Genomic DNA, 12918 nt, shown 5'->3' on the forward strand with positions numbered 1-12918 from the left:
TCAAAAATTTAAATAAGGATTGGAATGCATAAAATGCGAAGGCTTATGCCATCGCAAATTCTGCCTCAGACTTTTTTGAAGTTGCTTGGTTCACCTCGTGAATCACAACCTGCTCTGTTTCTTTGGCAATGCGTCCTTCTTCATCTGTAGGTACTACCCAAATTTGTGGTCCAGTACCTGCATCGATTCGACCTTCAGTACCACGTTTTAAGCTGTCATTTTTTTCTTGACTAAAGTTAAAACCGAAATGCGGTAAATATGACAATGTTTTTTCACGAATGTAGGCAGAGTTTTCACCAATACCACCGGTGAAGAACAAACCATCTAAACGCGGTAAACCACAACTTAAAGCGGCGAGAGATTTGGCTAAACGGTAGCAAAAAACTTCAATGGCAAGCGCGGCATCTTCATTACCTTCTTCTGAGGCCTCAATAAGAGTACGCATATCATTAGATAAGTTCGATAGTCCCAATAGCCCTGATTGGCTGTTGAGCATTTTATCAATTTTATAAATGTCCCAACCTAAATTGTTGGCAATAAAACTGTGTAAGCTTGGATCGACATCGCCGCTACGAGTACCCATGACCAAACCTTCAAGTGGGGTTAAGCCCATAGAGGTGTCCACACTTTGACCATTCCAAATGGCACAGGTCGAGCTACCATTGCCCAAGTGTGCAGTCAGCCAGCCGCCTTGTTTATAACTGCCCGCAAGTTCTGAACCACGCTCAGACACATAGGCATGACTGGTGCCGTGGAAACCATAGCGACGCACGTTATGTTCAGTATAAAGGAATTTTGGTACCGCATAGCGATAGGCATGTGCAGGCATAGTTTGATGGAATGCGGTATCAAAAACAGCGACTTGAGGCAATTCAGGGAACAGACGCATGGTGGCATCGATACCGACCAAGTGTGCAGGATTATGTAATGGTGCAAGCGGTGTCGCTGCACGAATACGATCTATAATTTCAGGGGTGAGTAATTCTGCTTTGGTCAGTGTCCCGCCATGTACAACACGGTGGCCAATGGCTTGTGGGTTATAATGTGACAAACGTTCTAAAATGGTTTCCAGTGCTTTTTCATGATCAGCATGTGGAATCAAAAGTTCAAGCGCTTTGTCACCTGTGGTGATGCCTTTAATACGCGCTTCAGCAGAACCTAAGTTTTCAGCTAAACCAAAAATACGATCTTCATGGCGCTCAGAAACCAAAGCGTATTTAATTGAAGAAGAACCACAGTTAATTACCAATACTGATATAGACACGTTTTATTACCCGAATTCTAATTGAAATTATTAATCCCTGAGGTGATCTTCATGCTGCTTAAAAACAATGCAATTCGGATCAATAGGGATGTTTTATCATGTGTTTTTTTGATCTCCTAGATAGACTTTAGGAGATTAGACTTAAGCATTATCGACCTGTTGACCAATAATCATTAAAATTTATCCATTAATGGAAAAGCATTTATTAAATAAATGTTGGTGTTTTTTATTTAATCTTAAACTTGCGTGACTACTGATAAAAATAGCATGCTCGTACTATATTCAACAAATTTTTGCTCAAATTTTAAGGCTTTTTGTACTTCATTTCAGACCAACGCACAATCACATAGGCAATCAAAGCCACCATGAAAAATAACAGCATCATCCACGCTAAACCTTGTAAAGTTTCAATAATTGTACGATAAATTTCTAAAAACCAGCGCTGCTCAGTCAGCTCTAAAATCACAGTTTTTTGATTTTCACCGTTGTAGCTGATTGGCGTGATGTATTTCTCCATATCATAAATGCGAATGCCCGATGACGTGCCCACCACCATGCCTGAAAATTTGGTGTACTTCGCCCAAGCCTGATGAATAGGATCATGGATAATCCGCGCTAAAATTTGATTAATTGAACTGGAAAAAAGCCACATGACGAGCCATGAAACACTTAAGGCTAGAATAAAGGTCGTGATAATTAAGTAATAGAACATCTTGTCACCTTAGGCTTATTGCTTTTGAAATGGTTGGTTCTGAAATTAACATTCTGATACTTTTTTCTCAAATTGTTGTACTTAAGATTGGTGCGAGGAAATTATATTTCTAAGTTTTTTGTTTGAAGACTAGGTTTATAAAACTGGGTTTCTAAGATTGGGTTTCTAAGATCGGAGTTCTAAAATGAGGGCTTTAGGGTTAGATTCTGAGATTAAGGCTCGAAAATGATGCTTAGAGTGTATAAAAATAGATATTAGAATAGATCTCTTTCATAAATCAAAAAATAATCAATCTTTTGCCGATTATTTGTACCAAAGCCTCTTCAATAATCATGCATAATCTTTGAATGAAATACATCGATTCAAAAAAGCTTTCTGAAACACAGTTCAAGCGATATACAGGCATCTCATGGTCAACCTTTTATTTAATGGTTGAGCAACTTAATATGCATGTTCCTGCCAAAGGCAGACCACCTAAATTGAGCATAGAAGATCAAATCCTTCTATGCTTAAGTTATTGGCGTGAATACCGAACATTGTTCCATGTCGCAACAAGTTATGGTGTTTCAGAGCCTACAGCTTCAAGAATCGTCCGCCACGTAGAGGACTGCCTCATCAAGTCGAATTTATTTAATTTACCAAAGGATTTGCCAGAAGGCGAAGGCATTGATTGGAATGTGGTGATCGTAGATGCCACAGAAATTACAATACAAAGGCCTAAAAAAACAGAAGAAAAGCTATAGTGGGAAGAAGAAGGCACATACTTTCAAAGTTCAAGCCATCATTCATTATAAGACTCAGAAAATTCTAAGTTTATGCACGAGTCGTGGTGCTGTACATGATTTTGAACTCTTCAAACGTAACTTGAATCAGATTCCTATAGGTGCCTTCATTCTTGCAGATAAAGGCTATCAAGGGATTTATGCAGTATATGCGAATAGCCTATTGCCATTAAAAGCAAAAAAGCGCTGCAAACTGGATCCTGAGCTAAAAATGTATAATCAAGAAATCAATAAAAGGAGAATTGGCATTGAGCATATATTTGGTAGTTTGAAAACTTTCAAAATTCTTGCTGAGCGATATCGTAACCGTGGAAAAAGACTGGGCTTAAGATTCAATTTAATTGCTGGAATTTACAACATGGAGCTGAATAAAAAATGACTTATGAAAGAAGTCTAATATTTAAAGGTAGGGAACTGTAGGTGCTCTGTTCAGCTTCAGTGTTGAAACTGAACAGGTGAAAAATATTTAAAAAATTAGATTTGAATGCATCCGCTTGAGCGCTTTATTCCGCTTAAAAACTTAGCTTACTGACGAATTTGACCATCGCCCAGTACAATCCATTTCTGTGAAGTAAGACCTTCAAGTCCAACAGGTCCACGTGCATGAATTTTGTCGGTTGAAATTCCAATTTCAGCACCTAAGCCATATTCAAAGCCATCGGCAAAACGCGTTGAAGCATTCACCATCACAGAGCTTGAGTCAACTCGAGTTAAAAACTTACGCGCCGTACTAAAGTTTTCAGTGATGATTGAGTCGGTATGGTGCGAACCATATTTATTAATATGTAAAATCGCTTCCTCCAAACCTGATACCACTTTTACCGCAAGAATTGGACCTAAGTATTCTTCATACCAATCTTCTTCACTGGCAGGCTTGACCGCATCACCTAAAATTTTCTGAACCTGTAAGCAACCACGCAGTTCAACTTGTTTTTCTGCGTACAGTTCAGCAATCAGCGGTAAAAATTCATCAGCCACTTTTTCGTCGACCAATAAAGATTCCATGGCATTACACACGCCGTAACGATGTGTTTTTGCATTCAATGCAATCGGCAGTGCCTTTTGTAAATCTGCTTGCGCTTCCACAAAAACATGACAGTTGCCATCTAAATGCTTAATCACAGGAATGGTGGCTTCATTGGTGATGCGCTCAATCAAGCTTTTTCCACCACGCGGAATAATCACATCGACATATTCAGACATGGTAATCAGTTGACCGACCGCAGCGCGATCCGAAGTATTGACCACTTGAACTGCATGTTCAGGTACGCCTGCAGCCTGCAAACCATACTGAATCGCTGTAGCAATCGCTTGATTGGACTCTAATGCTTCAGAGCCACCGCGCAAAATAATGGCGTTACCTGATTTGATTGCTAAAGATGCCGCTTCTAAGGTTACGTTTGGACGTGACTCATAGATCATGCCGACAACCCCTAAAGGTACGCGCATTTTACCCAGTTGAATACCCGATGGGCGATATGCCAAATCTGTGATTTCACCAATCGGGTCAATCAGGCCAATGACATCTTTTAAGCCCTCAAGCATGCCCTTAAAACGTATGGGGGTGAGTTCCAAACGATCCAGTAATGCACTGTCCAATTGATGGTCACGACCTTTGCTCATGTCGATTTGATTGGCAGCTAAAATATGTGCTTCATTATTTTGCAATGCGGTATAAATCGCAGATAAAGCGTGATTTTTTTCAAATGTAGAGGCACCTGCCAAGAAACGTGACGCTTCACGGGCATGTTGACCTAGCACTTGCATATACTGTTCGATGGACTCTTGCATAGCGATCTTGATTACTTAAACATCTCGCTTAAATAGTAGCAGTCAGTGTTAGAACAATCTATGCTTATTCTATAAAAAAGCGAAGCCGATAAAACGAGTCATATTTTTATATGCGCTTGACTGTGAAAACAAGATAAATGGTCAGCACAGCGATTGCGTAGAAAAGCATGATTTGTATAGAATAGATCTGAATGTTGATTGCGTTGCACAATTAGAATTATTTGAGAGCGTCATCAAAATAAGTGGCTTGCACAAAAAAACTATAAAGCCAAAATGGAGATAAGGATATGAATTCCATGATTCAAATGGACTCGGAAATGTACACGAACAGTGCGGGCTTAGATTTTTTCGATATTTATCATAAAAACAGTTTTAAACAGCCTGCTCGTATCACATGGATGCAGGGTTGGAAAATTGAATATATGGCAATTGCTGATCCAAAGACCATGCACAATACCCCGATTGTGATTGTGGGTGGGGCGTTTCAGAATTTTAATTCTTATAAGTATTGCGTTGAACAGCTGTTTGAGAAAGGGCCCGTTATTTTAATTGATTTGCCTTCTTTGGGTTCAAACCAACAAATTTATAACCAAGACACTGGGGCATCTGCGGGAACGCTGGAGATTGAAGAACTCTCTAAAATGTTAGGCGAATGGTTAGATACTGTAGAAATATCGAAAGTCTCTGTAATGGGCATGTCGCTGGGTTCTGTGGTGGCCTCCTGTTTTGCCGCACAGCGTCCAGAGCTGATGGATCGTATGATCCTGATGGGGGTCATGCAAAAGACCCGTAAGAGCTGGCGAATGTTGTTAGAAGAATCACTCATGCTCATGCAAGAACAACGTATGGACGAGTTTGGTCAGGCGGTCATTTTGTATTTGGTCAATCATGCACAGCTCGATAAAACCCGCATGTCACCCACAGCTAAGCGTCTCTTCTTTAAACAAATGGCGCAGTTTAGCTCGACTGAGCAAGAGCGCTATGAAATCAACTGTCAGCGCTTATTGCGTCTGGATAACGTCCCGATACCGCAGTGCAAAACCTTAGTGGCATGTGGACAGTTTGATAGCTTTACCTTGCCACATGAAAATGCCAATTTTGCTTTGCAATGTCCAGATGTGGAATTTGCCATGATTGCCAATGCAGATCATGTGCCTCAGCTGCAGCGCCGTAAAGAAACCATGAATTTGTTTACCACTTTCTTAAAAGAGCAAGATATTGCCGAAGTGGAAGGCATCATTACCCTCAGTCGTGAACAAATGCAGACGATGGAGCGTCGCGGTGAGAAGCGAATCAAAGTCGATCAGCCAGAAACGTTTTTATCGCATCGTCATCAAGCCGAAATTGCCAATGTAAGCGTTGTCGATATCAATTATTTTGGTGTACTGGTTGAGATTCATCAAGCAGAACAGATGACTTGGATTGAACACAATGTGCGTGATTTGTCTTTGCATCTTCAAGATAAAGACGGTGATTTTCAGGTGGAGTGCTTGATTTTTGAAACCTCAGAGCATCGATTAAGAGCACTGTTCAAACATGGTTGTTTTGAGGTCGCAGATCGCTTACTTAAGTTTATTCAAAACCAATCCGCAAATATTGTTGAGCTGAGTAATCAAGAAGTGGTTTAAGTCACCACTTCTTGATTAATGAGGTTTTTTATTCGAGATGAGGCTTTCTAAGCTTTTGGCTCATTCAGTTGGGCATGAATCATCCAGACCAGATCGCCTAAATGTTCATTTTGGTGCTGCTGGTGATCAGGATGATCGGTGTGAAGGTTTAGTCGCTGAGAGTTTGGTTCTGCAAAATAGACCTTCGGCTGCACCACATCCACTTGATCAAAACCAGCAGCAGTAAAGAACTGCTTTACCTCATTTGGTGTAACAAAGTGAAAGCTAAAAGCACTACGAGACAACAATTTTAATAATTTACTGCTCGACCAAATCACCTTGGCCAATTTGTTTTGAACCGGCTCAGGATAAAGGTCGGTCAGATAATGCAGTGCTTTAAAATCTTGTCCATACAGCACAATCGACTTTAACAGCTGCATTAACAGTGCTTTGTCAAAATAATTAATCAGTCCTTCACTGATGATGACCAAAGGACGCTTTGGATCAAACACAGCAAAAGCATTTTTAAAATCTTGAGTGAACAAGTCAGCAGACAGTACTTCAGGGCTATTTAGATTAATCATTGTCAATGAAGCCTGCTTGGTTTCTGCCATGGCAGGCAAATCTAGTTCACGATAATCAATGCTGGGATAATGGGTTCTAAACCACCAACCGCGCGGAGAAAGCCCCGCTGCAATTTCGAGTACCTGTAAATTTGGATGTTGTTCAATCAGCTGGGTTAAATGCTCATCGAGTAAAGTATGGCGCGTTTTAAGCGTGGTGCGCATACTGCCACCGATATATTTTTCCGCGAGTTTTTCGACTGGATGGGCTAACAGTGCTAAAGCTTTGCCTTGAGGCGTGGCAAATGCAGAATGCGAGATCCCCATTTGATACCAAATATAGCCCGTATAATGTGCTGTAAAAGAAATATGTCGGTGCTTAGATAATTTTGATTTAGACATCACAATCCTGCTTTGATTATTATAAAAATGCCAATGGTTGTTGTTTTTGCGATTTTCAGACTAAATTTTCAAGCTTGAGCTACAGTGTAGAAAAAAGGAACACAGATCGTGTTCCTTTTATTATTAAAGTGATTGTTTGAAACATTCAATGACGGTTTTGACAGATTGCCATTCTTCACCTAAATCGAGCTGTTCCCCAATCTGAATATTCGGAATTTGACCGCGCATACGTTCAAGGCGCTCTTGATTCGGTAGCGGTAAATCGCTGATCGCGTCTAAGGCCAAGCAAGCCGCATCACGCTGATTACACACCAATCCCATATCACAGCCGGCTTTTAGTGCTGCAAGAATACGCGCATCTGCACCGCCTGCAACACAAGCAGCCTGCATGGTTAAATCATCAGAAAAGAGTACACCATCAAACTTAAGTTCTTCGCGAAGCACCTTTTGAATCCAAAACTCAGAAAAGCCCGCAGGATGTGGATCAATATTTTCATAAATCACATGGGCAGGCATGAGCGCATCAAGCTGATCTTGTAATTGAATGAAGCTTTGCATGTCATTTTGATGAATTTCGTCATAACTGCGTAAGTCTACTGCCGCTGCAATATGCGAGTCGGCCTTGACTGAACCATGTCCTGGGAAATGTTTACCAGTATTGGCCATGCCTGCGCGTTTCATACCTTGCATGAACGCACCTGCAAGCGGCACGATGTCTTGCATATTTTGTGCAAAAGCACGATCTCCAATGACGTCACTTATCGCATTGAGATCGAGTACTGGCGCAAAGCTAAAATCGATGCCGACTGCCAAAACTTCAGTAGCCATGAGCCAGCCACATTGTTCAGCCAATGTCACGGCGCGTTCTGGTTCAGTTAAATAAAGTTTGCCAAACTCTCCCATAGCAGGAAGTAGAGTAAAACCTTGTTTTAGACGTTGAACGCGTCCACCTTCTTGGTCAACCGCAATTAAAAGATCAGGACGGATTTGACGCATATGATCGGTCAATGCACGCACTTGTTGTGGCGATTCGATATTTCGCGTAAATAAAATGACGCCACCGACTTGCGGAGTTTGCAATAGTTGAATATCTTCTTGATTAAGTTTTGTGTCCGCAATATCAAGCATCAATGCGCCAATCATAGTGGAATCCGTGGTTGTATTTTTTAAAGAGAAAACAATAACCGAATTTAGTAATGATTTGCTACATTTTCTCCGTACAGATTATGATAAAACTACACGGCATATACATATAAAGTTGTTTAAGATTTTGAATCTAAAGAATTCACTTCATTAAACACGATAGAATTTGGTTAATCCAAGGAACGACAAAGTATTTATGAAACTTCAAACAATAGCTTGCGCAGTCGCACTCGCAACAGGTGGTTTATTTTTTAGTCATGCCATGAATGCCGCAATTGCAGCAACTGAACCTGCTGCGGTCGTTGCACAACAGATTGTACCGACGCAAGAACAGGCATTGGTTTCTCGCCAACTGGCAACTTTGGTCGACCGTCAACATTATTTAAACATGCGTTTAGATGCCGCGACCTCAAATCGTATTTTAGATATGTATTTGGACAGTTTAGATCCAGATCACAGTCTATTTTTGGCAGATGAAGTCAATAATTATAAGAAAAAATATGGACCCACTTTTGGTGCAGCTTTAAAAGCCGGCAGCTTGGAAGGGCCATACAGCATTCATGAGCAATATCGTACCCGACTTAAAGCGTTTTACACCTTTATGTTGGCAGAGCTGAAAAAACCACAAGACTTGAATCAGCCCAATGTCTTTATAGAAACGGATCGTGAAAAAGCGCCGTTCTTTAAAACCAAAGCTGAACAAGAAGCACAGTGGAAAAAGATGTTGGTGTCGCAATTAATCAACCTGACCATTTCTAAAGAAGAAGATTTAGCCAAGCAAAAAGCGTTAAAAGATGATCCAACATTGGCAGATGGACAAGATTTAACCGCTGCGGAAGATTTGACACCAGTACAAACGCTAACCAAGCGATATACCCGTCAGTTAGAACGTATGTCACGAATTAAAAGTGACGATGTTTTGGACAAAACATTAAATGCGATGTTGGCAACCTACGATCCCCACAGTAATTATTTCCCACCTGTGGATGCAATGGAGCTGAACCGTCAAACCACATTGCAGCTTGAAGGCATTGGGGTATCAATTCGACCTGAACGTAGCAATGAAGACTACACCAAAATTGAAACCATTGTAGATGGTGGACCTGCCAGCAAAACAGGTCAGGTGAAGTCGGGAGATCGTATCATTGGGGTTGCTCAAGATGGCGACAAAATGGTGGATGTCATTGGCTGGCCGAGTTCTGAAATTGTCGGTTTGATTCGCGGTAAACGTGGCACGAAAGTCAGCGTTAAATTGCTCGGTACGGGTGCGTCCATGAGTCAAGCACGTACAGTGACGATTGTTCGTGATGTGATTCAAGAAGACGATGCTGGCGTACGTACCCGTACTGTGGAAATTACCCATGATGGTAAAAAACAAGTACTGGGTGTGATTGAAATTCCATCATTTTATTTGAATTATCGTGCCCGCCGTGCAGGGGATAGTTATCGCTCTGTTTCAGAAGACACCAATAATGCTTTAAAGTCATTGGCTGCCAAAAATGTTGCCGGGATTATTATTGATTTACGTAATAACCCAGGTGGCTCACTTGAAGAAGTGGCTAAAATGATTGGTCAAGTGGTGAAGTCTGGCCCAGTGGTCCAAATCCGAGATGGTAACGGCAATGTTAGCGTTTTTGAAGATAGCGATGGTGGTGCTCAAACCTATACAGGACCACTGGCGGTCATGATTAACTTGGCCTCAGCATCTGCAAGTGAGATTTATTCAGCTGCCATTCAAGATTATGGTCGTGGTATCGTGATTGGTAGCACCACGACAGGTAAAGGAACAGCGCAGGTTCAACTGGACAGTTTGGCCTATGGTCAAGCGACCTTAACTCAGCGTAAATTTTACCGTATTACGGGCGGAAGTACCCAAAATAAAGGGGTAATTCCAGATGTGAAACTGGTGGATATCTATGATGAAGAGTTTGGCGAGCGTAAAGCCAAAAATGCCTTGGTTTGGGATACCATTCCAACCGCGCCATTTAAGCGTGAAGGTGAAATTCAATCTTATGTGCCGCAGCTGAGCGCGAAATCTAAGCAACGTGTCGCAGCAGATTCACAGTTCCAGTATTTAGAAATGCGTAAAAGTATTACAGAATCTGTGAAAGATCAGAAGAAAGTCGTACTTGATTTGACGCAGCGGAAGGCGGAATTATCGGCTTTGGAGCAAAAAACCTTGCAAGCAGAAAATAAGCGCCGCTTGGAAACAGGGAAAAAGCCTTATTCAAACTGGGAAAGTTACCAAGCCTCACTCGATGCTTTGGCTGAGTCTAGAGCCAAAATGAAAGCAAACAAACGTCCTGCCTTACCTGAAGAAGAAACTTTTGTGATTGAAGCGGCAAATGTTTTACTGGACCTAAACGCTTTGCAAAAATAATTAAGTCACTTATCAAATAAAGTTAAAAATGGCATATTTATCTATGCCATTTTGACTTAGTTTGCTCAAAAATAACTTGACCTTCAATGAGATGGTGATATCGTTGTAGGCGACAAATACTCATTAAAAAGTTGAACCTTCTTACATTTTTATGCTGTATTTTGGGGCTTAAATAAAAGAATAACTAGGTTTAGGAATGGAATAGTCTTTATATGATTCATATGAGTTATGATTATGCAATTGTGGCGGGTTCTGCTCTAGCGGCAGTGATTACCTGTTATATTGCTATTTCATATGAACAACTGATTTATTCTAATAAAAGTGCCTTCGGTCAGAAGGCACTTTTTGTTATGAGCGGGATGATTTTTGGCTTTGCCATTTGGCTGATGCATTTTGTGGGCATGCTGGCCTGTCATTTGCCAGAAGGTTATAGCTTCTCATCTGGATTGACCTTCTTTTCTTATATTATTGCCATGATGGCATCAACCTTTGCCGTTTGGCTCATCACAAGAGATACTCTACCCCTTGCACGCTTGGTGCTTGGTTCTTTCCTGATGGGAATGGGGATCTCAGGCATGCACTATATCGGCATGATGGGGTTAATCGTACCGAACTATGTACTTCACTACAATTTGCTTTTGGTCATTTTTTCAGTCTTGATTGCCATTTGTGGTTCAGGTTTGGCTTTTTGGCTGATGTTTAAATACAAACAGACGCTGACCAATAAGTTTCTCTATAAGCTCTCTACAGCGACCATGATTGCTCTTAGTATTGTCGGTATGCACTATACCGGTATGGCAGCGGCTTCATTTCACTTTGTTCCTGAAACACTTAAATCACTCAACAATATTCCAGGCGAACAAGGCTTAATGCTGTTTGTAGTGATTTTTTTGACCTGTCTGGTACTGATAGCAACCTTTGCTGTGGCCGTGTTAGAGCTTCGATTGGAACAAAGAAATCAAGAATTATTAAGCATGAACAAGGAGTTGAAAGGTCTAGCGCTACAAGATAATTTAACCAAACTTCCAAATCGTTTATTTTTAATCGAATATACAAATTCGTTATTCGCATTACAAAAATATTCGCGTAGCAAAATTGCCTTTATTTATATCGATATAGATCGCTTCAAAGCAGTCAATGATGCGTTTGGACATCATATTGGGGATGAGCTTTTGGTTAAACTGGCGCATCGTTTACATGCACTGCTTGAATCCAATCAAAAACTGATTCGCATTGGTGGAGATGAGTTTTTATTGGTCATAGAGGAGTTTTCTGCAGATCGTATCGACAAAGTGGCAGATGCTGTTTTACAAAGAATTCAGGAAAGTTTTACGGTATCGAGTAAAGAAATCAATATTTCGGCCAGTTTGGGTGTGGTGTATTACCCAGATCATGGCAATAATTTGCATGATCTACTGATCAATGCTGATGCAGCTATGTTGATGTCAAAACAGCAGGGGCGTAATACTTACAGCGTATTTAATTATTCTTTAGATCAACAAGAAGTGGCACGCAGTCAGTCCAAACTGATTAATGATCTGTATAAAGCAGTAGAAGAGCAACAGTTTGTGCTGTTTTATCAGCCAAAATTTACTTCAGATTTTAAAATCTGTGGGGTAGAAGCTTTAATTCGCTGGAAACATCCAAGTTTGGGTTTGCTTGCGCCGAATATGTTTATTGAAGGTGCGGAACAAACCGGTTTAATTATTAAAATGGGCTACTGGGCACTTGAACAAGCCTGTATGCAAATTCAAACATGGACAGCGGATCAAAGACCTTTTTGCCCCATTGCTGTGAATTTATCCGCGGTGCAGTTTGAGCATAAGCCTTTAATTGAGACATTACGCCGTCTGATTGAAAAGTACCAAATTGATCCTGGTCATTTGATTATTGAAATTACAGAATCTACGGCCATGCATCATATTGATGTCAGTATTCGCACTTTTGAAAAACTACGTAATTTGGGTATAAACCTCGCTATTGATGATTTTGGTACAGGACATTCGAGTTTCTTATATTTAAAAGATTTACCTGTAGATGAGTTGAAAATAGACCGCGAATTTATCCGTAATTTGTCTGACGGTTCAAAAGAAGAAATTATTTTAGAAAGTATTATTCAACTGGCCAATCGATTAGGTCTAATTGTCACTGCTGAGGGAGTGGAAACCCAGCAACAAGCAAACATCTTAAAACGTTTAGGTTGTCAGCAATTCCAAGGCTATTTGTTGGCGATGCCACTGCCTGTTGATCGTCTCGAATCGACCTTTTAAATCG

10 protein-coding genes are annotated in these 12918 nt (G+C 40.7%); 5 read left to right on the forward strand and 5 right to left on the reverse strand.

All coding sequences use genetic code 11. The features are described 5' to 3' along the window. Positions 1-43: 43 nt before the first annotated feature. Together AMD27_RS02410 and AMD27_RS02415 are read right to left on the reverse strand one after the other, a co-directional pair. Positions 44-1264 carry an acetate/propionate family kinase gene (locus AMD27_RS02410; RefSeq protein ID WP_067655851.1) on the reverse strand — a complete coding sequence of 407 codons (1221 nt, stop codon included), beginning with the start codon at positions 1262-1264 and terminating at the stop codon, positions 44-46. A 304-nt stretch (positions 1265-1568) separates the two neighbouring features. Continuing rightward, on the reverse strand, positions 1569-1976 hold the full coding sequence (locus AMD27_RS02415; protein WP_067655854.1) for a hypothetical protein: 408 nt from the start codon (positions 1974-1976) through the stop codon (positions 1569-1571). 347 nt (positions 1977-2323) lie between these two features. On the opposite strand from AMD27_RS02415, the gene AMD27_RS02420 reads away from it, so the two are divergent. Beyond that, positions 2324-2719, forward strand: a complete 396-nt coding sequence (locus tag AMD27_RS02420; RefSeq protein WP_067655826.1) for a transposase family protein — start codon at positions 2324-2326, stop codon at positions 2717-2719. Continuing rightward, positions 2667-3137, forward strand: coding sequence for a transposase family protein (locus AMD27_RS02425; protein ID WP_067655823.1), 471 nt, complete (start codon positions 2667-2669; stop codon positions 3135-3137). The genes AMD27_RS02420 and AMD27_RS02425 overlap by 53 nt, the downstream gene beginning before the upstream one ends. 146 nt (positions 3138-3283) lie before the next feature. Here the strand turns inward: AMD27_RS02425 and AMD27_RS02430 are convergent, their stop codons facing one another. Continuing rightward, positions 3284-4549 (reverse strand): glutamate-5-semialdehyde dehydrogenase, encoded by a 1266-nt coding sequence (locus AMD27_RS02430; protein WP_067655858.1) that lies wholly within the window; start codon positions 4547-4549, stop codon positions 3284-3286. 287 nt (positions 4550-4836) lie between these two features. Here AMD27_RS02430 and AMD27_RS02435 point away from each other — a divergent pair, with 287 nt between their 5' ends. Continuing rightward, on the forward strand, positions 4837-6177 hold the full coding sequence (locus AMD27_RS02435; RefSeq protein WP_067655861.1) for an alpha/beta fold hydrolase: 1341 nt from the start codon (positions 4837-4839) through the stop codon (positions 6175-6177). Positions 6178-6224: 47 nt separating this feature from the next. Here the strand turns inward: AMD27_RS02435 and AMD27_RS02440 are convergent, their stop codons facing one another. Both AMD27_RS02440 and nagZ read right to left on the reverse strand, forming a co-directional pair. Further along, positions 6225-7121: a class I SAM-dependent methyltransferase gene (locus AMD27_RS02440; protein ID WP_067655864.1), complete on the reverse strand. Its 897-nt coding sequence runs from the start codon at positions 7119-7121 to the stop codon at positions 6225-6227. Between the two features lie 123 nt (positions 7122-7244). After that, on the reverse strand, positions 7245-8264 hold the full coding sequence (gene nagZ, locus AMD27_RS02445; protein ID WP_067655867.1) for a beta-N-acetylhexosaminidase: 1020 nt from the start codon (positions 8262-8264) through the stop codon (positions 7245-7247). Positions 8265-8460: 196 nt separating this feature from the next. Between nagZ and AMD27_RS02450 the strand changes: the two genes are divergently transcribed. Together AMD27_RS02450 and AMD27_RS02455 are read left to right on the forward strand one after the other, a co-directional pair. Then, complete coding sequence (locus AMD27_RS02450; protein ID WP_067655870.1) at positions 8461-10644, forward strand: carboxy terminal-processing peptidase; 2184 nt, start codon at positions 8461-8463, stop codon at positions 10642-10644. A 212-nt stretch (positions 10645-10856) separates the two neighbouring features. Further along, a complete protein-coding gene (locus tag AMD27_RS02455) occupies positions 10857-12914 on the forward strand; it encodes an EAL domain-containing protein (protein ID WP_067655873.1) in 2058 nt (685 codons plus the stop codon). Positions 12915-12918: the final 4 nt, after the last annotated feature.

Origin of the sequence: Acinetobacter sp. TGL-Y2, from assembly GCF_001612555.1 — a bacterium.
GTDB lineage: Bacteria > Pseudomonadota > Gammaproteobacteria > Pseudomonadales > Moraxellaceae > Acinetobacter.

What these genes read in the sequence shown, in the direction of transcription:
- AMD27_RS02440 (WP_067655864.1), bottom strand. Translation starts at nt 7,121, where the DNA reads ATGTCTAAATCAAAATTATCTAAGCACCGACATATTTCTTTTACAGCA.
- AMD27_RS02425 (WP_067655823.1), top strand. Translation starts at nt 2,667, where the DNA reads ATGCCACAGAAATTACAATACAAAGGCCTAAAAAAACAGAAGAAAAGC.
- AMD27_RS02455 (WP_067655873.1), top strand. Translation starts at nt 10,857, where the DNA reads ATGATTCATATGAGTTATGATTATGCAATTGTGGCGGGTTCTGCTCTA.
- AMD27_RS02430 (WP_067655858.1), bottom strand. Translation starts at nt 4,549, where the DNA reads ATGCAAGAGTCCATCGAACAGTATATGCAAGTGCTAGGTCAACATGCC.
- AMD27_RS02420 (WP_067655826.1), top strand. Translation starts at nt 2,324, where the DNA reads ATGAAATACATCGATTCAAAAAAGCTTTCTGAAACACAGTTCAAGCGA.
- AMD27_RS02435 (WP_067655861.1), top strand. Translation starts at nt 4,837, where the DNA reads ATGAATTCCATGATTCAAATGGACTCGGAAATGTACACGAACAGTGCG.
- nagZ (WP_067655867.1), bottom strand. Translation starts at nt 8,264, where the DNA reads ATGATTGGCGCATTGATGCTTGATATTGCGGACACAAAACTTAATCAA.
- AMD27_RS02450 (WP_067655870.1), top strand. Translation starts at nt 8,461, where the DNA reads ATGAAACTTCAAACAATAGCTTGCGCAGTCGCACTCGCAACAGGTGGT.
- AMD27_RS02415 (WP_067655854.1), bottom strand. Translation starts at nt 1,976, where the DNA reads ATGTTCTATTACTTAATTATCACGACCTTTATTCTAGCCTTAAGTGTT.